Source organism: Thiothrix winogradskyi, assembly GCF_021650935.1.
Classification (GTDB): domain Bacteria; phylum Pseudomonadota; class Gammaproteobacteria; order Thiotrichales; family Thiotrichaceae; genus Thiothrix; species Thiothrix winogradskyi.
This window is the reverse complement of sequence record NZ_CP091244.1, coordinates 4291538-4312930: the sequence shown is the minus strand read 5'-3', so window position 1 is coordinate 4312930 and position 21393 is coordinate 4291538. Positions and strand designations below refer to the sequence as shown.

The 21393-nt window shown below is 52.7% G+C and carries 14 protein-coding genes and 1 pseudogene; 5 read left to right on the top strand and 10 right to left on the bottom strand.

Translation table 11 applies throughout. The features are described 5' to 3' along the window. Positions 1 to 7: 7 nt before the first annotated feature. Positions 8 to 1152, bottom strand: a pseudogene (locus L2Y54_RS21285) (ISAs1 family transposase). Positions 1153 to 1230: 78 nt separating this feature from the next. On the opposite strand from L2Y54_RS21285, the gene L2Y54_RS21280 reads away from it, so the two are divergent. Genes L2Y54_RS21280 through L2Y54_RS21270 form a run of 3 tightly spaced genes read left to right on the top strand, consistent with a single transcriptional unit; the run spans position 1231 to position 6246 of the window. Beyond that, entirely contained in the window at positions 1231 to 3645 is a 2415-nt protein-coding gene (locus L2Y54_RS21280) for a DUF1592 domain-containing protein (RefSeq protein ID WP_236498918.1), read from the top strand. A gap of 12 nt (positions 3646 to 3657) precedes the next feature. Then, the gene (locus L2Y54_RS21275) at positions 3658 to 4923 is read left to right on the top strand and encodes a DUF1552 domain-containing protein (RefSeq protein WP_236498916.1); all 1266 of its coding nucleotides are present in this window, start codon (positions 3658 to 3660) and stop codon (positions 4921 to 4923) included. Positions 4924 to 4935: 12 nt separating this feature from the next. Beyond that, a complete protein-coding gene (locus tag L2Y54_RS21270; RefSeq protein WP_236498914.1) occupies positions 4936 to 6246 on the top strand; it encodes an FCSD flavin-binding domain-containing protein in 1311 nt (436 codons plus the stop codon). 5 nt (positions 6247 to 6251) lie between these two features. On the opposite strand, the gene L2Y54_RS21265 is transcribed toward L2Y54_RS21270, so the two are convergent. The 6 genes from L2Y54_RS21265 to L2Y54_RS21240 are packed head-to-tail and all read right to left on the bottom strand — an operon-like array spanning position 6252 to position 10971. Then, positions 6252 to 6449 carry a CPXCG motif-containing cysteine-rich protein gene (locus L2Y54_RS21265; protein ID WP_236498913.1) on the bottom strand — a complete coding sequence of 66 codons (198 nt, stop codon included), beginning with the start codon at positions 6447 to 6449 and terminating at the stop codon, positions 6252 to 6254. Positions 6450 to 6454: 5 nt separating this feature from the next. Continuing rightward, positions 6455 to 7603 carry a radical SAM family heme chaperone HemW gene (gene hemW, locus L2Y54_RS21260; RefSeq protein ID WP_236498911.1) on the bottom strand — a complete coding sequence of 383 codons (1149 nt, stop codon included), beginning with the start codon at positions 7601 to 7603 and terminating at the stop codon, positions 6455 to 6457. Further along, positions 7600 to 8043 (bottom strand): hypothetical protein, encoded by a 444-nt coding sequence (locus L2Y54_RS21255; protein WP_236498909.1) that lies wholly within the window; start codon positions 8041 to 8043, stop codon positions 7600 to 7602. The genes hemW and L2Y54_RS21255 overlap by 4 nt, the downstream gene beginning before the upstream one ends. Then, positions 8010 to 9242, bottom strand: coding sequence for an ATP-binding protein (locus tag L2Y54_RS21250; protein WP_236498908.1), 1233 nt, complete (start codon positions 9240 to 9242; stop codon positions 8010 to 8012). Before L2Y54_RS21250 ends, L2Y54_RS21255 begins: the two co-directional genes overlap by 34 nt. A gap of 4 nt (positions 9243 to 9246) precedes the next feature. Continuing rightward, positions 9247 to 10404 (bottom strand): RNA-binding domain-containing protein, encoded by a 1158-nt coding sequence (locus L2Y54_RS21245; RefSeq protein WP_236498906.1) that lies wholly within the window; start codon positions 10402 to 10404, stop codon positions 9247 to 9249. Between the two features lie 3 nt (positions 10405 to 10407). Then, positions 10408 to 10971 carry a Uma2 family endonuclease gene (locus tag L2Y54_RS21240; RefSeq protein WP_236498904.1) on the bottom strand — a complete coding sequence of 188 codons (564 nt, stop codon included), beginning with the start codon at positions 10969 to 10971 and terminating at the stop codon, positions 10408 to 10410. Positions 10972 to 11023: 52 nt separating this feature from the next. Between L2Y54_RS21240 and crcB the strand changes: the two genes are divergently transcribed. Together crcB and recQ are read left to right on the top strand one after the other, a co-directional pair. Next, on the top strand, positions 11024 to 11467 hold the full coding sequence (crcB, locus tag L2Y54_RS21235; RefSeq protein ID WP_236498903.1) for a fluoride efflux transporter CrcB: 444 nt from the start codon (positions 11024 to 11026) through the stop codon (positions 11465 to 11467). 17 nt (positions 11468 to 11484) lie between these two features. Then, positions 11485 to 13317 carry a DNA helicase RecQ gene (gene recQ / locus L2Y54_RS21230; protein ID WP_236498902.1) on the top strand — a complete coding sequence of 611 codons (1833 nt, stop codon included), beginning with the start codon at positions 11485 to 11487 and terminating at the stop codon, positions 13315 to 13317. 149 nt (positions 13318 to 13466) lie between these two features. Here the strand turns inward: recQ and L2Y54_RS21225 are convergent, their stop codons facing one another. The 3 genes from L2Y54_RS21225 to L2Y54_RS21215 form a co-directional block, all read right to left on the bottom strand. After that, entirely contained in the window at positions 13467 to 17858 is a 4392-nt protein-coding gene (locus tag L2Y54_RS21225) for a tetratricopeptide repeat protein (protein ID WP_236498901.1), read from the bottom strand. Between the two features lie 124 nt (positions 17859 to 17982). Next, positions 17983 to 18771, bottom strand: a complete 789-nt coding sequence (gene rsmA, locus L2Y54_RS21220; protein ID WP_236498900.1) for a 16S rRNA (adenine(1518)-N(6)/adenine(1519)-N(6))-dimethyltransferase RsmA — start codon at positions 18769 to 18771, stop codon at positions 17983 to 17985. Positions 18772 to 18833: 62 nt separating this feature from the next. Next, the gene (locus L2Y54_RS21215) at positions 18834 to 21380 is read right to left on the bottom strand and encodes an OmpA family protein (protein ID WP_236498899.1); all 2547 of its coding nucleotides are present in this window, start codon (positions 21378 to 21380) and stop codon (positions 18834 to 18836) included. Positions 21381 to 21393 lie beyond the last annotated feature (13 nt).

Genomic DNA, 21393 nt, shown 5'->3' with positions numbered 1-21393 from the left:
CAAAGCCCTAAGTTTTAGGCTTGGTAGCCCCTGGTCTGCCTGTAACGATTTTTAGTAGGTAATCCTCATCCCAGCCTGCGTTAAGACGTTTGTTTTTCACGCCGAGCTTGACGGTTTTTTCGGTTTTGACCAAATTGAGGGCAATATGCCGAACAACCGCCATATTCGCATCGCTGTTACCGGAACGCATTCGTTGGTCATCTTCGCGGAAAGCGTAGTCCAATACCCAATGCAAATTGTTCTCGATGCCCCAATGCGCACGCACGATTTGCCCTAAACGTTCAGGGTTTGAGGCTTCCATACTGGTGATGAAGTAACGGGTTTCTTCCGTGGTTTTGTCCTTGCATTCGCGGGTAGCCGTCACAGCAATGATGCTAGTGAGCTTAGGCCAATGAACATGGTCTTTCTTTAACCAGTCGATAGCTGATGTGGCGCGTACACTACGGGTCTCAATCCGTCCATGTCCACCGTCATAGCTGACATGTCCCACGGTGGGCAGGTGTTAGCCGATTCAAAGAACAGCTTTACGTCTTGGTGAAGTGTGCCTTGATTACCCTTTAAGCTGAGCAGGTAATCTGCACCTTTGTCTACGATTTGTAGGGCAATGGCGGTTTGGCATCCCATCGCATCCAGCGTCACCACTGCTCCTGCAATATCCAGTTGCATCAATAGTTTAGGGATGGCAGTGATTTCATTGGACTTGTCATCCACCCGCTGCTGACCTAGCACCAACTGGTTTTGAGTTGCCCAAGCACTGACCATGTAAATGGCCAACTTATCTGATGCGCTATCAAGGCTACGGCGCAGGCATTTACCATCAATGGCAATGATTTCACCGTCACTAAGGTCGCCCAAGTCTGCCACCCAGCGACTAAAACACTCACTGAACTGCTGGGTGTCGATCAACCCAAAAACGCGCCCAAAGGTATCGTGTGACGGGATACCATGCTTCAAATCCAGTACGCTGGTGAACCACTTTTCTTTGGCTCTGCCAAACTGTTCGATGGATGCCCAGTCATCCGCGCCGCAAATCACCGCGCACAGCGTGATAAAGAAAATGTCGCTCAGTTTGTGTCGCTTACGGCGATCTAAGCGTGGGTCAGGGATTGAAGCAAAGTGTTCGAGTATCGAGGCTGTCGGGCGGAGTTTCATCAGGCAACCAAAAGCATGAAAGGAAACAAGCTTAAGGGACTTTTGTCAAGACCATTTTAATGCGATTACCCTAATCGCATGGCGGATTATCTTGCCAAACTGCCTTACAAAGCCAATAAGCAGACGACGGATGCTGCACTGGTGGCACGCGGCAAGGCAGTGCATGAAAGCAACTGCCAGTTCTGCCATGCCGATACGGGCAATAATGCTGCATTTACCAAGACCTTGTTGGATGGGCAGTGGTCTACTTATTTGCACGCCACGCTGGAAGATTATTACGCCGGACGTAATAAAAATGTGCCAGTGGAAATGGCGAATCAGATGAAAAATCTTAAGCCATTGTTCGGTGATGATGTATTGCTGGCACTGGCGCAGTACTACGCATCGGATAAAACCGGGGGGGATTCCGGCGGTGATGGCGGCAGTGATCCCACGGTGTTGCCGCTTGCGCCTTCGCAATTGACTGCCACGCCAGTGGATAACAGCAAAATCAACCTAGGCTGGAAAGACAATAGCGGTAATGAAACCGGCTTCCGTGTCGCACGTCGTGATGCCGGTGATAGCGCTTGGGTAACAATTGCAGAGTTGGCTAGCAATGCCCAAGCCTACGCCGATAGCACGGTAGTCATGGGTGCGGCTTACGAATACCGAGTGTCAGCTTTCAACAACAAGGGCAGTGCTGCCAGTGGTGTGGTCAGTGCTGTTTTGCAAACGGTGTTGCAATACGGTCAGGCTGAATACCAGCGTCAGGGCTGCGCCAGTTGCCACGGTGTGGATGGCAAAGGTGGTTTTACCAATTTGCCCATGACCAAATATACCAGTAGCCAGATGACGGCACTGACTCGCATTATTCACGACACTATGCCACCGGGTAATCCGGGTGCGTGTCAAAATGGATGCGCCTCGGCGATTGCCAGCTACATTACCGAAGTGCTGACACCCAATGCGAATGGTGGCGGCGGCGGTGAGCAAGCCTGTGTGGGTTCACCGCCATCGGGTGTGCGCAGCCTGCGCTTGTTGACGCGCCAAGAATACCAAAATACCGTCAATGACTTACTCGGTTTGCAGCTTGATCTGCTGCATAAATTGCCAGAAGAAAACCGCGTGGATGGTTTCGACAACAACGCCGCTCAGAACCAGATTACCAGTTTGCGGATGGAAGCCTTCCTCGGTCAGGCGGAACAACTGGCAGCCCAAGCCGTACTGCAAAGCTGGAATAAGCTGTTGCCTTGCACCCAGCAGGATGCGGTTTGTGGGCGGCAGTTCATCCAGGCTTTTGGTAAACGTGCCTTCCGTCGCCCATTGGCTACGGCTGAAGCGGATGCTTTCGCTGTCAATTTCAGCGGGATGGCGTTCCGCGATGCGGTGGAAAAAACCGTAATGGGCATGTTGATGTCACCGAATTTCCTGTATCGCTCCGAATTGGGCGAAGTGCAGGCGGATGGTACCTACAAACTGACCTCGCATGAGGTGGCAAGCAGCTTGTCTTACCTGTTCTGGGGGAGTATGCCGGATGCGGCATTGATGCAAGCGGCTGATCAGAATGCGCTGGAAACCCCGCAACAGCGCATTAGCCAAGCCTCACGCTTACTGGCTGACCCGCGTAGCCGTCAACAAGTGGGCAATTTCGTCGGGCAATGGTTGTTGAAAACCAACCCGTATGCGTTACCACCGAAAGACGGTAGCGTGTACCCGGCATACACTGATCAGGTAAAGCTGGCAATGTCGCAAGAGTTGATTCATTTCTTCAACTACGTGGCATTTGATTCCACCCAAACTTTCCGTGAGTTGTATGAGGCGGATTATGTCACTGCCAATGAAACACTGGCAGCTTTCTACCACCTGAGTGGCGTAACCGGTAACAGTTTCAGCAGAGTGCCGGTAACAGACGGCTCACGTCACGGCATTCTTACCCTCGGTGCGGTACTGGCGCGTTACGCCAACAGCAATGAATCGCATCCCTTCAAGCGTGGACGCTTCTTCTTTGAACGTGTACTGTGCCATGACCTGCCTGAACCTGCCAATATGGGGGTAGTGGAAGCCCCTGACCCTGACCCGAATATGACCACCCGTGAACGTTTTGCCTTCCATAGCAATTCTGGAGCGAGTTGTTTCAGTTGCCATCAATATCTGGATGGCCCCGGATTCAACTTTGAGAAATACGACGGTGCGGGGCAGTTCCGTCAGCTTGAAAACGGCAGTTTGGTCAACGCTTTTGGTATTTTGCGTGGCATGGAAACCTACACGCCGACCGAGCAACTCAATGTGAATGACTTGGCGCACCTGAGTCAGTTGGTTGCCGATAGCCCGACTGCCGCGCAATGTCTGGCGAAGCAGTATTACCGTTACACCACCGGGCGCAGGGAAACCAGTGCCGACAGTTGCGCATTGGATAGCTACATCAAGACTTACAAGGATAATGGCTACAACCTGCAAACCATGCTGTTGGGCATTGTCAATGCGCCTAACTTTACACTGCGTCGGGCGCAATAAGGGGGAATGGCTATGAGTACTATCAACGAACGTCGTGCTTTCCTGAAATGGGCAGTGGCGGGAATAGGTGCAGCGGCATTGCCGTTTGCAAGCATGGCTTATGCTAACACTGCGCCACGTCGCGCTATTTTTGTGTATTTCCCTGACGGGATGCGCCCCGAAAATTGGCACGCGCAAGGCACAGGTACGAACTTTATCCTGCCACGCATGACCGCACCGCTGGAGCGGGTGCGTCAGCATTGCGTGTTCCTTAGCGGCGTGGATATGTTTGGGGCAGGTTCAACCCATGAAGGCGGCATCTTAAAACTGCTCACGGGAGCAGACGGTCGCAGCAATGATAAAGCCGTCAGTCTGGATTATTATTTAGGGCAAACCTTCAAGACGCAAACCATTAAGCCCCACTTAAACCTCAATATCGTGCCCGTATGGGATAGCGCAGGCGTTACGTTTGATTTTAACGGATTACGGCTTGCCCCTGAAGCCAATCCACTGTCAGCGTTTGAGTCGTTGTTCGGCACGAATGCCAATAGTAATCTTCTGGCACAACGCCGCTTAAGTGTTATCAGTCAGTCGCTTAGTGAAATTAATGCCTTGCGTAATAAACTCGGCGCGGTGGAAAAAGCCAAGCTGGATACGCACGTCGAATCCTTGCGGGAACTGGAACGCAAGCTCGCGGGCAATACGGGCGGTTGCCCCGCATGGAATTTTAACCCGACCGGTTTCAAAGTTACCCGCACGGGTTTTTGGAATAACCCGGAATACCGCGATAAGCATTACATGGGAGTGGTCAGCAGCTTACAAATGGATGTGGCGGTTCACGCACTCGCCTGTGATCTGACCCGCGTTGTCACCCTTACGTGGGGGCATTCGGTGAATGAGTCAGAAATTCCCGAATCCGGCAGTGGCATGACTTGCCACGGGGCATCGCATTCCGGCGGTGAGGATTTCATTAAAATCAAGGCTTGGTATACCGAACAACTCGCCCGCTTGATTGAGCAACTCGCCAGTGTGCCCGAAGGTAACGGTACGTTGCTGGACAACACTCTCATTTTTGTGGGCAGCGATCTGGCACATGGGGGCTGGCATAACCATGCCGATATGCCGTTCATTATTGCCGGTGGTAAGAGTGCGGGCATCAATGGCGGGCGTAGCTTGCGTTTCACCGCCACCCCGCACAATAAAATACTGGTGTCCATTGCCCAATTTATGGGGCAGGACATCAACCGTTTCGGCAATCAAGACAGCAATCCGGGCGCATTGCCCGGTTTGATCGGTTAGGAGGGGCAGACCATGATGGCAACGCATAATAGCCAGCGCAGAACATTCCTGAAAACGCTGGCAGCCGGAGCAGCCGTCAGTGCTTTTGGTTTCCCCGCGATTGTCGGGGCAGCCGGTCAGCGCGTCGTGGTGATTGGTGGAGGAACCGGCGGGGCAACCGTTGCTAAATACTTACGCCGCCTTGATAACACGTTGGATGTTACCCTGATCGAAAAAAATGCGATTTACACCACTTGCTACATGAGCAACGAAGTCTTGAGTGGCGACCGTACCTTGGAATCGTTGCAATTCAATTACGATGGCTTGAAAGCGCACGGGGTGAAAATCGTTATTGATGAAGTCACTGGAATTGATTACGCCGGGCAATTGGTGTTAACCAAAGGTGGCACTAGCTACCCGTATGATCGCTGCGTAATGTCACCGGGGATTGATTTCCGTTACGAGCAGATTGCTGGTTACAGTGAAGCGGCGATTCAAACTGTCCCTCATGCTTGGAAAGCCGGGGCGCAAACGCTGGTGTTACGTGACCAATTACATGCCATGCCGAATGGCGGCACGGTAGTGCTTGCCGCCCCGCCCAACCCTTACCGTTGCCCGCCTGCGCCGTATGAACGTGCCAGCCAGATTGCTTATTACCTGAAAAAGCATAAGCCCAATTCTAAAGTGATTATCCTTGACCCCAAACCCAGTTTTACTAAGCAAGCCCTGTTTGAACAGGCATGGACGGAGTTGTACGGCTACAAGAGCAGCAATGCCCTGATTGAATGGTGGTCAGGCGATACTAAAGCCGCCGGGGTGGTGGAAGTGGATGTGGCTTCCAAAACGGCTATTACCCAGTTCGGCGACCGAGTGCAGGGGGCTGTGCTGAATGTGATTCCACCGCAAAAGGCGGGCAAACTGGCGTTTGATGCTGATCTGGTGGATAGCACTGGCTGGTGTCCGGTCAACAAGCTGACCTTTGAATCGACTCGCCACCCTAAAGTGCATGTGATCGGTGATGCCTGCATGGCGGATTCCTTGCCCAAATCCGGTTTTGCGGCGAATTCCGAAGCCAAGGTATGCGCCTCTGCCATCCACGCGCTACTGAATGGGCTGGAACTCGAAAGCCCGTCATTTTCCAACGGCTGTTACAGTCTGGTGGGGAAGGATTATGCCATTTCCGTGGTCGGTGTATATCGCCTGTCAGAGGATGGCAAACTGGTAGAAAACATTCCGGGCAGCGGTGGTGTTTCCTCTACCACAACAACTGCCCAAGACCGCCTGTTTGATGCCAGTTATGCGTATAGTTGGTACAACAATTTTACGCAAGATGTGTTTCGCTAAGATCGTTAGCTGTTCCCCGGCTGCACGTCGATGCGGGTAATTTCACCATCCGCATCGAGGTGGATGAATAATTGAATCGGGTTGCAGCACACTTGGCAATCTTCGTAATAATCCTGACTGCCTGCGGTATGGTCGATTTCGATACCAAAATCCGAATGGCAGTAAGGGCAGGTGATGTCGGTATGGGTTAGAACCTGCGACATGGTAATTAATCCTCCAAAAACAATTGCATAACCGCATTCAGGAATTGCCAGCCGGTCGCTGTCGGGCGGATGTGGTCGCCGTTAAATTCCAGCAAACCGCGCTGCAATGCCTGCTCCAGCCCCGCCTTGAGGTGTTCAGTTGCCAGATCCGTGCGCTCGGTAAACAGGCTTAGGGGAAACCCTTCCCGCAACCGCAATGCATTCAGCATGAATTCAAAGCTTAAGTCCGCTGGGGTAAGTGTTTGCTCACCACTGCGTGATTTGCCCTGCATGGCTTGCTGCATGTAGTCGGCGGGGTGGCGGTGGTTGTGGTAGCGGGTAATCGTGCCGTGCGCGGGGTGGGTTATTTTCCCGTGTGCGCCTGCACCGATTGCTACGTAATCACCGAATTCCCAATAGTTTCTGTTATGCCGACATTCAAAGCCCGGTCTGGCGTAGGCGGAAACTTCATACTGAGTATACCATGACGATTTGATGAATTGTTGCCCCGTCTCCTGAATTTCCGCGATCAAATCATCGTCCGGCAAGGGCGGCGGTTGTTGGTAAAATAGGGTGTTGGGTTCGAGCGTCAGTTGATACCACGACAAATGCGTGGGTTGCAGGGCAATGGCTTGTTGTAAGTCGTCGAGTGCTTCTGCTACGGTTTGTTGAGGCAAGCCGAACATTAAATCCAGATTGAAATTGTCGAATCCAGCGGTACGTGCAATGTCGGCAGCGCGTAAGGCTTCGTCACGGTTGTGGACGCGCCCTAGGGCTTGTAAGTGTTGGGCGTTGAAACTTTGAATGCCGACCGATAAGCGATTAATGCCTGCTTCGCGAAACCCACGGAATTTATCTTGTTCAAATGTGCCGGGGTTGGCTTCCAGAGTGACTTCAATATTGGGGCGGAACGGGAGCAGGGCGCGGATGCCGCACAGTAATTCGTCGATACTTGCCGCTGAAAACAGGCTGGGTGTGCCGCCGCCGATGAAGATGGATTCGAGCTTGCGTCCCCAGATGTGCGGGAGTTCGTGGGCAAGGTTAGCGAGCAGGGCTTGCACGTAGGCTTTTTCGGGCAAGCCGCTGGGGGCAGCGTGGGAATTGAAGTCGCAGTAGGGGCATTTGCGGATGCACCACGGGATATGGATGTAGAGGGATAGGGGGATGTGGGTCATAGCGCGTCCATTGATTTACGGCGGTAGGCTTGGTCGTGATGGTTAAGATTTTCTGGGTGGCGTAATTCCAGTAATCCCTCACTGACCATTTGGCTAACGTAGCGGTTTCGCAGATTGCGGGCATCCCGCTTGAGTAAATCGGCTAATTGGTGCATGGGTAAAAAGCTATACGCGCAAAGTTGCAAAATGATGTTGCGCATGTCAGATGCTGATAGCCGTTTGTTTTGCCGAGCGGGTTCAGCAATAGCCGACAATATGGTCGGTAGCGTGGTCTCATTGAGCACTGGGGTGGTCTCATTAATCACCGGGGTGGTCTCATTGGCAGGAGAGCTTGTATCATTGTCGTTTGATATTTGTTCATTTGGCGGCAAACGATAACGTGTTCCGCGCCCTGTGCCTGATACGATCAACATGCCTTTTTGCACCAGTCCACGTAACATCTGGGTAATATCAACCCCCAGCCACGGCGGATTTTGTCGAGACCAGAACCGGCTTTGTCGCCCGCTCCGAGCATTTGAAACATTTTTTGTAAGGCTTTGTTGCGGCATTCGCTTGTTCCACTCAAAAGTAATTGTTCGCGTGATACGAGTAAGCTACCGGGATTCGCAAATTCAAAACGGTCGGGGTAACACTCCACCACAATACCCCCCATGCCTGCGTAGTCGGCATGAATGATGGCATTGACCAAGGCTTCTTGCAGGGCTTCGTGGACTTCTGTACCGGCTTGCCGATAGCCTTCTTTGTCGCGCCGAAAAGGATTTTTCAGGTTGGGGTTGGTGCTGAGTTTTAGAATAATCCGCTGGTAAAATTGAAATAAATTGGCTTCCCATTTGCCATCTGGGTATACACGGTCTGACCAGCGCATGGCGGGGTCATCCAATACCCGTTCGCGGTAATCGACATGAAAGCCGGGGATCGCAGCCGGATCGGTAATGGCTTCGTGTTTGCCAAACATCAGTAGCCCCGCCAGTGTTAGCCCTTCTTGCCCACTGGTGCGGTCGTGCCGCCAGCCACCGAGTTTTTTCAGTAATCCAAGGTCGTCTTCCTCTTGCCACGCATGGTATGGGTCACGTGACGCAAAGCGGTTGCGGAATTGTCGGATCGAGTCCTTATCCAGATCATCCCAGCCAAAGTGTTGCAGGATACGGCTGTCGGCGGGTTCGCTGGATTGGTCGGCAAACATGCGCCGCACTTCGTCTTCGCTGCAACGGTAATCACCCTCATGGTAGCGGCGGTATGTGCCGAATAAGGGATTTTGACCAATGTAAACAGGCTTTTGGGTGCGGCTGGCAGGTGGCACGTGAATGCGAATAACGACTTTGCTTGCGTCGGGTAAGGGGATTAGGGAGACATCCCCGTTGTTTAATAGGTTGATGCTGACTTTGCCACGGTTATTGAGGGTGTTCCAAAAATCGGTACGTAGCTTTTCCGCAGCGGCAATCGGCAGACCGTGAATATCCAAGCTGTCTGCATCGGTTTGGGTAATGCCTAGGTAAAGCGTGCCGCCGCCGGTGTTGGCGAAACCGCTGTAAGTTTCCCACAAGGTGCTGGGCAAACCACCTTTTGCACTTTTGTATTCTACATCCGCGCCTTCAAAGTAGGAGAATTCTTCAAACAGGGTAAGTTGGTGTTGGGGCATGGGTTTAACCTGTTTGCGGGCGTTGCATTATCACTTTGAATTGATTGCCTGCGCGGTCGTCAATGAATTGGATAAAGGCATAGCTTTCTAAGGCGCGAGGAATACCGCTACCCAAGCCGCGATAAGGCATTTGGCGGGTAGCGTGCGATGCAATGATCGGATTACGCATATTCGACAAGCCGAAACGGATTTGCTCAATGGTCAAATGATTGGGCAAATGACCGGGGCTGATGATTTCCACGCGGTCGGTAAACATCAGGATGCGGATAGGCGCGGAAATGAAGTAATCACGGTGAATCAGCGCGTTGACCAGCACTTCCTGCAAGGCGATTTCAGGGATTTCGAGTTTGCCGAGGCTGTTTACCCCTTGCCCTGCTTGTAAGCGGTGCAGGTTACGAGTGATGAAAGCTAGGGATTTTTCGTATTGCGCAATAAGTGAGCCTTCGATGTCTTCACTGTCGCGGTAGTGTTGTGACGCAATATTGATGCCGTCGATGTAGACCGCTTTGACCATGAAGGCGGGGCGGAATTGCTGCGGATTTTTGCCGAACAGGAGTAAACCCGCTAGGTTGAGTTGTTGCCCGTTGCCAATGTGTAGGCTTTTGATGATTTGCGCTAGGGGTAAACCAGACTCTTCCAAGGTTTGCTGGTAGCGGTTTTCAAAGTATTCGGCGAGGCGTACCCGTTGAATGTCTTGTAGGGTGGTACTGGGTATCAGGGATTCTTCAGCGTAAATCAGACCTGTTGCTTGAAACATGCGCTGGATTTCTTCGCGGGCGGTGACGTGGCGTTTGTCTGCACCTGCCTTTACCCAAATTCGTGCTTGGTTATCCATGTAGGGTTTGTTCAAGCCTTCTGGCACGCTGACTACCATGATCATGCCTTGTTCGAGCGTCATGTTTTGCGTGGTGGGGTGCAGCGGTGGGCGCACATGTTGGGAGGCAGCGTTGGATAACAATTGATTCAGGCGGGCAATGTCTTCGCGGCTTAATCCGGTGATGTTGCCGCTGTCTTCTACGCCAATGATGAGATGCCCACCGCCGGTATTGGCGAATGCCACGAGTTCAGCGGCGAAGGCATCGACGTTAGTGATGTTGCGCTTGAACTGGTGCTGGCTGTCTTCGCCTTGGGCTAGGATGATTTCAAGTTGTTGTGTGTCCATAGTTTAACTATAAATCTCACTGACCTTCAGGCTAAAACCGGGCAAAAATGCAATATCTGGCAAGCGCTCCTCACCCCGCAACAACACCGAATCGGTCACAGAGGTAAACACCTGCAAGGTCTTATTGCGCGGGTTGGCGAACCACACTTGCAAGACACCGATAGAAAAATACTCCTCCAGCTTTTCCGCCATATCGACCCACGAATCACGCGGTGACAAGACTTCTACCACTAATTCCGGCGCAACATCCAGATACGATTTGGACTGCACTTGCAGTAAACGTTCGTGTGAAATGAATAGCACATCAGCCGCACGGATGCTGTCAGGGTTACGGCGGATGAATATACCGACCTCGCCCGTCATGACTTTACCCAGTTTGTGCTGGCGTAAAAAGTTTTTGAGGTGGAAGGCAATATCGCTTTCGGTTTCGCCGTGTTCATAGCCAGTGGGGGACATATCGCGTAATTTTCCTTTTACTAATTCCACGCCGGGTTTGTCGCCCATCGCGTAAAGTTCGTCCGCAGTAATGAGGTTGTGTTCAAGTTCCAGCAGTGTCGCGGTAGACATGGTATCAACTCGCCGTAGTGGTGTGTTTGGATTGTAGCGGATACTGTCTGCTTTGACACGTTACCTCGAACCCCGCAAAATCTACCGCCAAGATTTATCACGAAAAGGCAGCCGTATGTGGAAAACCCTTCTCGCCATCGCGCTCGGTGCAGCACTCGGCGCATGGTTACGCTGGCTGTTGGGCTTGAAACTCAATACCCTGTTGCCGCATCTGGCAGTCGGTACGCTCACGGCGAACTTGTTAGGCGCGTATATCATTGGTTTTGCGATTGCATTTTTCTCCAGCACTAACCTGTCGCCCGAATGGAAGTTGCTGATCATTACCGGCTTTTGCGGCAGTTTGACGACGTTTTCGACCTTTTCAGCGGAAGTGATGTTGTTGTTTCAGAATGGGCGTATGGCATGGGCGGCAGGGGTTATTAGCGTACATGTGGTCGGTTCGTTGCTCATGACGCTGACAGGTATGGCAACATGGCAGTGGTTACGAACCCCTTAAGGTGAAACAATAGCGTTATGCAACGTGCCTACCACATTCTCAACAACACCTACGGCTACGCCGATTTTCGCCTGAACCAGCGCGATATTATCGGCTCATTGCTGCAAGCTCATGATGTCCTCGCGCTGATGCCTACGGGCGGCGGCAAATCGCTGTGCTACCAGATTCCGGCCTTGGTGCGCGATGGCGTGGGCATTATCGTCTCGCCGCTGATTGCCTTGATGCAGGATCAGGTTGATGCGCTGCTGCAACTCGGCATTCGAGCGGCGTACCTCAATTCGACGCTCAACTACGGCGCGGTGCAACGGGTGGAGCGCGAATTACTGGCAGGTGAAATCGACTTGCTCTACGTCGCACCCGAACGTTTGCTCAGCGAAAAAATGCTGCCCTTGCTGGAGCGTTTGCACACCACCATCGGTATCAGCCTGTTTGCCATCGACGAAGCACATTGTGTGTCGCAATGGGGGCATGATTTCCGCCCGGAGTATCAGCAATTGTCGATGCTGGCGGAACGTTTCCCCGGTGTGCCGCGCATTGCGCTGACGGCGACGGCGGATCAGCGTACTCGTCAGGAAATCATTGAGCAGTTGCGCCTGCAACGCGCCGATATTTACGTCAACAGTTTTGACCGCCCCAATATCCACTACACCATCCAGCAGGGGCAGCAGGCGCGGCAACAATTGTGGCAGTTTATCGACGCGCATCATTCGCAGGATGCGGGGATTGTTTACTGCCTGTCGCGCAAAAAAGTCGAAGATACCGCAGCATGGTTGGCGCAACAGGGGCGCACCGCCTTGCCGTATCACGCGGGGATGGATGCGGATACGCGCCGTAACCACCAGCAACGTTTCCTGCGCGAAGAGGGCGTGATTATCGTTGCCACCATCGCGTTCGGCATGGGGATTGATAAACCGGATGTGCGTTTTGTGGCGCATTTGAGCCTGCCAAAAAGCATCGAAGCCTATTATCAGGAAACCGGGCGGGCGGGGCGTGACGGTTTGCCCGCGAATGCGTGGATGGCGTATGGCCTGCAAGATGTCATCACTTTGCGCCAGATGATGTTGGAATCCACCGCCAGCGAGCAGCAAAAGCGCATCGAACACCACAAGCTGCAAGCCATGTTGGGCTTGTGCGAAATGACGACCTGCCGCCGCCAAGCGTTGTTGAGCTACTTTGGTGAACCTACCCCGCAACCGTGTGGCAATTGCGATAATTGCCGGAATCCGCCGGAAGTGTGGGAGGCTGCGGTTGCGGCGCAAAAAGCCTTGTCGTGCGTGTACCGCACCGGGCAGCGTTTTGGGGTGAATTACATTATCGAGGTGTTGCTGGGCAAGGATGATGAGCGCATTCGCCAGTTTCGCCACGAGCAGCTTTCCACTTTTGGGATTGGTAAGGAACATTCGGAAGCGGAATGGCGCAATATTTTCCGCCAATTGATTGCGCTGGGGTATTTGACGGTGGATGTGGACGGGCATGGCGGTTTGCGTTTGACCGATAACGCTCGCCCGTTATTGCGTGGGGAAATCGAGTTGCATTTGCGCAAGGAGCAGAAGCGCGAACGGGTGCGGCGTGATCGTGTGCGGGGTGATCCTGTCGCCAAACCCCGGTTTAACCGCGATACCATGCCCATTGAGGTGGAGGCATTGTGGGAAGCCTTGCGTGCGCTGCGACTGCGCTTGGCACAGGAACAGGGTGTGCCGCCGTATGTCATTTTCCACGATTCCACCTTGCTGCAAATGGCGGATGAACGCCCGCAAACGCTGGAGGCGATGCGGGGTATCGCGGGGATAGGTGAGCGTAAGTTGGCGCAGTATGGGCAGGGGTTTTTGGATGTGGTTTTGGGGGCGTGAGGGGAATGCTGCGGCTGCGCCGTTACCCCTCACCCCCCAGCCCCCTCTCCCTCAAGGGGCGAGGGGGAGCAAGAAAGATCTTTTCTTAGCCCCTCGCCCCTTGAGGGACGACGCGAAGCGGCTGGGTGCGGGGTTGGGGTGAGGGGTTCTTACTCCAACCCCTCCAACAACAAAACCAACTCCACCGCCAAGTCATACTTCAACCCCTCATCCTCCGCCAAAGCCAAATCCCGCTCCCCGGCGATAATCGCTTGCAGCTTGTGCAGGAAGTTTTTGTCGCTGTCTGACAGATCACCCTCAAGATACTGCCCGATCACCTGCTCAACCTCCGCCGTATCCCCCTGCTGTATCGCCTGCCCCACAGCCAAAGCCAAACGCCCAGCACCAGAATGATTCTCCCCACCATCCCGCCGATACGCCAGAAACGCCGCCAGTGCCTGTTGCCGTGCTTCGCGGGCGGCTGGTGGATTGCCGCTGGCTTGTTCCAGATTGTGCAGGATTTGCCATGTTGTCCACGGTTCAGCCGCATGACCAAATGCCTGTTTGCACTCAATCGCCCGTAGCAGTTCTGGGCGGGTTTCGTCATAGCGTTGGAGTTTGATCAAGACATTGGCGAGGTTGCTACGCACAACACCTTCATACCGTAAATCCCCCAAAGCCACATAGATGCCCACTGCCTGCCGGAAAAAACTCACTGCCTGTTCCGGGCGATTCCAGTCATTATAAAGATTGCCCAGTTCACCCAAGCTACTCGCTTCACCCGCCTTATTGCCTTGCTGGCTTTCAATCGACAGGGACTGCCGATACGCCTGCTCAGCCTGTGCAAAGTCGCCTGTATTTTTATGCGTTATCCCAATCTGATGCCAAACCGTTGCCACTGCACCCGGTTCATCCAGTTGCTGGAACAGTGCCAGTGCTTGCTGATTGCCTTGCAGGGCATCGGCATAGCGTTTTTGCAACATACGTATCGTAGCAAGCCGCCCTTTGCCTACCGCAACACCGCGTATATCTTCCAGTTTTTCACTGCGTTTAATGCCTTCCTCATAAGCCGCTGCCGCAGCATCCAGTTGCCCCAAGGCTAGCAGGCAATTGCCCTGTTCCGTCAAGGCTACGGAAGCCATCCTTACCCCGCTTTCCCCCAAGGCTTCAAAATGCCGTTGCGCTTCCTGCAAATAGGGCAAGGCTTGAGTGGCTGCACCGCTTGTTTTCAAGACCCGCCCCAACAGGATGTGCGCCATCGCCAAATCGTAATCGGCATCGGCATCGGCATCGGCATCGGCATACGCTTGTTCCCCTGCCTGCTGGCACTGCTGCAACAAGGATTGTGCTGCCTGAAAAGCGGTTTGCAGATCACCCTGCTGCAACAGGAGTTCAATATTCATGCGTTCATTTTCAAAGCGGGCATGATTCCACGTATCTCCCAATTCCGCTATTAGCTTGCGCCACTCGCTCAATCGAGCCATTGATTGTGGGTGGTATAAGTTTGTTATTAGTTGTTCTACCATCCGAATCTTATTAACTACCTCCCCAGTATTAATGGGTTCATTCTGTAGTTTTATAACGTGTATTTGTAAATAAGTCATCAGATTAGGCAGCTCTAATTCTGTGAGTTGTTCCGATAGAGCAACATCTTGAAATTGCTTTTTGAAAAGATAATCCAGCAGTTGTTCTATCCTTCCCAGCCAGCGTTGCCGATAGTCATCGCGCTGTTCCGCCATCAGTCCCAGATCGAGATACGCAGGCAAGGCGGGATCAATGCGAATGTAGTCATAGTCGCCGATAGGTTGTGCCAAACCGACTTCGATTAGTGATTGGACGATTTCGGTATTGCGCTCGGAATCGACATCCAATACATACTGCATTGAGTACTTACTACCGCCATCCTGAAACACCGCCAGCCCCGCAATTTGCTTGCGCACGTCCGGCGACAGCCGCCGTAGGGAGAGTTCCACGCTGGCGAACAGCGACAGTTCGCGCTGCCCCGGATGGCGTTGTTCCAGCTCTTGCATGATCGTCCGCACATTCGCGGTGGTCGCCGTCACCCCGCGCTGCACCAGTTCCCGCGCCAGCAGCACCAACGCCCGCGCATGGCAACCGACCGAACCCAGCAGATCGTCCACTTCCTGAGGCGTATTGCCTAGATCATCATGGCGCAGGTGCAAACCTTCGTTGTTCATCACCTGCATCACCAACGCCTTGGCATCCGTCACGCTCAATGCTCCCAGCACAATCTCGCGGGCTTTGTGGTGGAACGGTGCGGGAAGGGGTTCGCGGGTGGTAAACAGCACTCTTGCCCCCTGCCCCCCTTGCGGGGGAAGGGTTGGGGATGGGGGGGCTAACAGCTTCGCCAGAAGCTGCAACACCGCCCCCACATTCCCCTCATCCGCCAACAACGCCTCCACATTATCCACCACAATCAACACGCGCTCGTTTTCCAGCACCCGCCGGATTGCCAGCAAGGCTTTATCGGTGTCGCTGGCGTATTCCGCAGCAAAATTGTGATTCGGGTTTACCAGTTGTTGGAGCAGTTGTTTCAGCACATATTCGGAGTTGGTAAATTTTTCTATGTCAATGAAGGCGCAACGCTTAAAACGGAGGCTACGTACCAACCAGTGAGCTAATTCAATCGTTAATGTGGTTTTACCTATTCCTCCCTGTCCACGGATAACTGCATAAGAATATTGGTTTAATAATCTTTCTATTTTTAATGCTTCGTAGCTACGTTCTATAAAACCATGATCTGGTAGATGAGGCAGATTTCCTAGGAGAAGTTGCTTCTGTTTTATGATAATTTGTTGTGCTATTTTCGAGGGAAAAGTATTAAATAGATTCGGATCATATTCTTCTTGATATAAAATTGGCACAAACCAGTCTTGCAGGTGAAAGGGATCCTCTTCGGAAATGGCTAAGCGAGAGGCATTCTGATAGAGAGCAGTTTGTCCATTCAGCATTGCCATGCCAATTCGCCGCCCTTGAGCTAAGGTTTGATAAAAACACGTAACAAAGTGCCTTGCTGTTTCCTCCATCACGCAATGACTCATAGTAACCACTGATACAACCCCTTCCTCAAGCATTCTTCGTGCTACAGAAGAATGAGGCTTGGTATTACTAGGGATGCTTTGGCGAGCTTCCAAAAAAACCAATAAAACTCGGTAGTCACGCAATATTGAAACTATTTTATTAGCATCTACCAACTCCATGCGTCGGTTTGTGATTTTACTTATATCATGCTGATTTTCGAAGCATAAAACACCTAGGCCGCAATCTAAATCGTAAACTCCATTTCCGTCAAAATGTAGAATATGAAAAGGTTTGCCTTGTTCATGAGCGCAATGTAATTGTTTTTTCAATGCCTGTAGTGTCGGAGGCTCTAGAATCGTAAGCTCTATAACATCACCTAAATTTTCCGCTACTGCTAACAGGGACTTGGCACTTATGCGGTGATCGGAATAATCAATATCATTCTGCTCAGGCCGTGGACTCACGATCAGAATTCGAATAGGGGGACGTATGGATACTGGTAATTGATGGAAGTAATTAGGTAAACGACGACGGATTCTGGCTGGATTAGCACCTTCACAGAGATAAGAACGTCCATCATGTAACAACTCCCAAGGTAGGCTTTGCAAGCGGCTGGCCGCTTCATTAGCATTATTCTTTTCATCCTCACTTGCGTCATCTAGAAGGGCAGTTTCCACCAGTACGGAAAAACGACGCTCGACTTCTGCGCGGATATTTTGCCAAGCACGTTTGGCCTCTTGGCAGGCTGATTTATCTAATGCTTCAGTGAATAGTCTTTCCCCCCACAATGGCAGTTGCTTTTCTAACTGCTTTGCCCGCGTGCGATGTACTCCTATTGGCCATTTATGATATTCCTCCAAATACCAACGCAGTTCGTCCTGTTCGATTTGTCCAATGGGGGCAACGAAGCGGAATGGGCGGCTTTTCACCTCTCGCTCAGTAGCCCGATCAGCCGGGCTGAATATCAGTTCAGCCTCTGCACTTAGTTTCTGGCTACCATTTTCCTGTTTTTCTAGTTTTGGTTTAGTCAATTTAAGCAGCAATTCGGCAAGGGGTTTGTTTTCGATGATTTGTTCAGTGGGCAAGTCGTCGGGCAAGCGTTCGCCGAGGGCGGCGAGAATACGCGGTAGGGCTTCCTGCAACTTGCCAACTTCCAGCTCGATCTTTTCGCCAGCGGGTTCTTCCGCGAAATAGCGTTTCAGGGCTTTGGGCGTAATGCCGGGCAGCATCAGCGGAATCACGCGGTAATCGGCACGTTCCTTTTCGACCTGTTCCGCCAGTTCAATTTCGTCGAATACCCAGTCGGAATTGATAGTCTGCGGGCTGATGACAACCAAAACATGGCGGGCTGTGCGGATGGCTTCGGCAACGTCAGGCCAAAGTTTGTCGCCGCCGCGCAGATTACGCGAATCGACCCACACGTTAAGGTGATGAAGTTCCAGCTTTTCACGCAATTGCTTGACGAAGGCATCGTCAGCGGTCGCGTGGGAAATGAAGATGTGTTGGTGTTGCTCTGACATGCTGCAAGCCCTGCTTGTTGAGGTTTACAGCAATATATCAGAAGAGGAAGAGGGCGTATGCAATACGCCCCTACCAGAATCCCGTAGGGGCGTATTGCATACGCCCTCTTCATGCGGGATTACATCACCCCGTTAGCAAATTCGCCAAATTAACAAAATCCTCCACCGCCAACGTTTCCGCCCGCCGCACCGGATCTATCCCCACGCTTTCAATCTGTTCCACCGTCAGCAAGCCTTTCAGCGTATTGCGCAAAGTTTTGCGCCGTTGTGCAAAGGCTTGTTTCACTAGCTTTTCAAACTGTTCCGTATCGTTGGCAATAAAAGGCTGTGTTGCCCACGGTTTCAAATACACCACCGCCGAATCAACCTTGGGTGGCGGGGTAAATGCACCGGGGCCAATTTTCAGCAAATAATGCGGTTCGCAATAGTATTGCACCATTACCGACAGCCGCCCGTAATCTGAACTGTCCGGCTCGGCAGTCAAACGATCCACCACTTCCTTTTGCAGCATGAACAGCATGTCGCGGATGTGCGCCCGATGTTCCAGAAAGTGGAAAATCAGCGGTGTGGAAATGTTGTACGGCAAGTTGCCGATAATCCGCAGGGGGTCGCCGTCGCCGCGCAATGCCGGAATGTCCAGCTTGAGCGCGTCTTGGGCGTGGATATGCAATTTACCTTCGGCTTGTGGCTGTTGTTGCCACCATGCAATCACGTCGCGGTCGATTTCGACCACATCCAGACGCGGCAGTAATTCCAGCAGCGGAAAGGTGAGTGCGCCGGGGCCGGGGCCGATCTCGACGACGTGATCCGTGGGTTGCAGGTTAACAGCGCGGAGCATGTTGTCGATCACGTTGCGGTCGTGCAGGAAATGCTGACCGAAACGTTTTTTGGCGTGTTGTTGGTACTGAGACATGTAAATCCGATGAGGTAAAGTTCCCTCCCCTGACAAGGGGAGGGTTAGGGAGGGGTTTCTTCTTACGGCAGTATTTTCAGCTCAACCCGACGGTTTTGCGCTTTGCCGTCTGGCGTGGCGTTATCTGCAATTGGCGTGCTGGGGCCGTAACCTTTGGCACTCAGAAGTTCGGCTTTAGCACCTTTTTCCACCAAATATTTCATCACAGCTTCGGCACGAGACTGGGAAAGCTTTTCGTTGGCTACCTTGTCGCCGCTGCTGTCAGTGTGACCGCCTACCTCGATTTTCAGGTCGGGGTATTTTTTCAGGGTACTGGCGGCTTCGTCCAGAATCGGGGATGAGGCTGCGGTCAGAATGGCGGAGCCGGTTTCAAAGTTGACGCCTTTCAGGTTGATGTTTTCGGTTTTGGAACAGCCGACCTGATTGACTTCCGTGTTGGCGGCAGTATCCGGGCAGAGGTCATCCGCGTCGGCAATACCGTCTTTGTCAGCGTCAGGAACCGCGTCGCAACCTTTGTCGTCGACCTTCACACTTTCTTTGGTATCGAGGCACTTATCGGCATCATCTGGTACACCGTCTTTGTCGCCGTCCGGTGGGGGTAGGTCGCAGCCGAGTGCGTCGATTTTCACGCCCTCTTTGGTATCGAGGCACTTGTCCGCATCATCCGGCACGCCGTCTTTGTCGCCGTCCGGTGGAGGCAGATCGCAACCTTTGTCGTCGACCTTCACGCCCTCTTTGGTGTCGATGCACTTATCGGTATCGTCCGGCACGCCGTCTTTGTCGCCGTCCGGTGGAGGCAGGTCGCAACCTTTGTCGTCGACCTTCACGCCCTCTTTGGTGTCGAGGCACTTATCTGCGTCGTCCGGCACGCCGTCTTTGTCGCCATCTGGTGGTGGTAAGTCGCAGCCTTTGTCGTCGACTTTCACGCCCTCCTTGGTGTCTAGGCACTGATCGGCATTGTCAGGCACACCGTCTTTGTCGCCATCCGGCGGTGGCAGGTCGCAGCCTTTGTCGTCGACTTTCACGCCTTCCTTGGTGTCGAGGCATTTGTCGGCATCGTCAGGAACGCCATCTTTGTCGGCATCCGGTGGAGGTAAGTCACAGCCAAGTGCGTCGATTTTCACGCCCGCTTTGGTGTCAGGGCATTTGTCGGCATCGTCAGGAACACCGTCTTTGTCGGCATCCGGTGGAGGTAAGTCACAGCCAATTGCGTCGATTTTCACGCCCGCTTTGGTGTCAGGGCATTTGTCAGCATCGTCAGGCACGCCGTCTTTGTCGGCATCCGGTGGTGGTAAGTCACAGCCAAGTGCGTCGATTTTCACGCCCACTTTGGTGTCAGGGCATTTGTCAGCATCGTCAGGCACGCCATCTTTGTCGGCATCCGGCGGCGGTAAGTCACAGCCATTTTCATCAACTTTAACGCCCGCAGCCGTGGTGGGGCAGCGGTCTTTCTCATCAATAACACCATCATTATCCGTGTCTTTAGGTGGTTCACAGCCGCTGGCATCGACTTTAACACCTAGGGCGCTATCCGGGCATTTATCGAGTTTGTCGGGAATACCATCAGCATCAGTGTCTTTGGTTTCGCTTTCCAGAGCACTCACTAATTGCTGCTTTTCGGTTTCAAGCGTGGCAAAGTTTTGGCGCAACTGGGCGAACTGTTGTGAGACTTCGGCAATCGCTGACACTTTTTGATCCATGTCAGTAACTTTGCCCGCTAATTCGTCTTTTTCGGCTTTGCAGCTTTCCAGCTCCGCTTTCTTGACGCTTTCTGCGAGTTCGCCCCTCAAGGTGGTCAGTTGGCTTTCGAGGGTGCCTTTACCTTGGCTGGCTTCTTCGAGTTGTTTGCGCAAATCGGCAATGGTTTGTTCTTGAGCTGACAGGGTTTCTTGCGTTTTACTTTCCAGATCGGTTTGTTGCTGGCGCAGGCTGCTGAGGCTTTGGTTTAGCGAATCAATTTGTTGGGTATTGGCGGTTTGGGTTGCGCTGGTTTGCGCCGTGGTTTGGGTATTGGCTGCGTTGCCTGTCCAATAGCTATAAGGGGTTGTGTTGCTGTTATAGCCATAGCCCATGCTAGGCCATCTAAAGCTGGGGATAGGCGGCATCATCATTGGCGGTGGCGCAGGTGGCGTTAACATCGGGCTAGGCAAGAAATATTGCGCCGGGTTGTAGTAATACGGTTGGGTATAGTTATAACTGTTGCCCCAGCCACTGACCGCTTGGGTTTGTGGGTAGGTGTAGCCATAAGTAGTCGTGGTGGTTGGGCTGACTGCCGTACTGGTTGCAGTCGTATTGCCGGTGCTGCTGGTATCCGTTTGTGGATAAACGTAAATGCCCGCTGCACTATTGCCGGTAGTGGTGCTCGTCGTATTGGTGGATGGGTAAACGTAAGTGCCAGTGGTGCCGAGATGGGTTGTCGTTGTGCTAGTGGTGTTGCCTGCCACAGGTTGAGTGTAGCTGTCGGTTGGGGGTTGGGTTGTCGTGACACTACCCGAAGTCACACTGGTGTCAGGTGGCAGTATATTGGGATCGGGAAATTGTGGAACCTCGGCATAAGCACTGACTGACAGGGTGGAAAGCACAGTCAAGCGGGCAATAAGTGTGTGCATGAACGATTCTCTC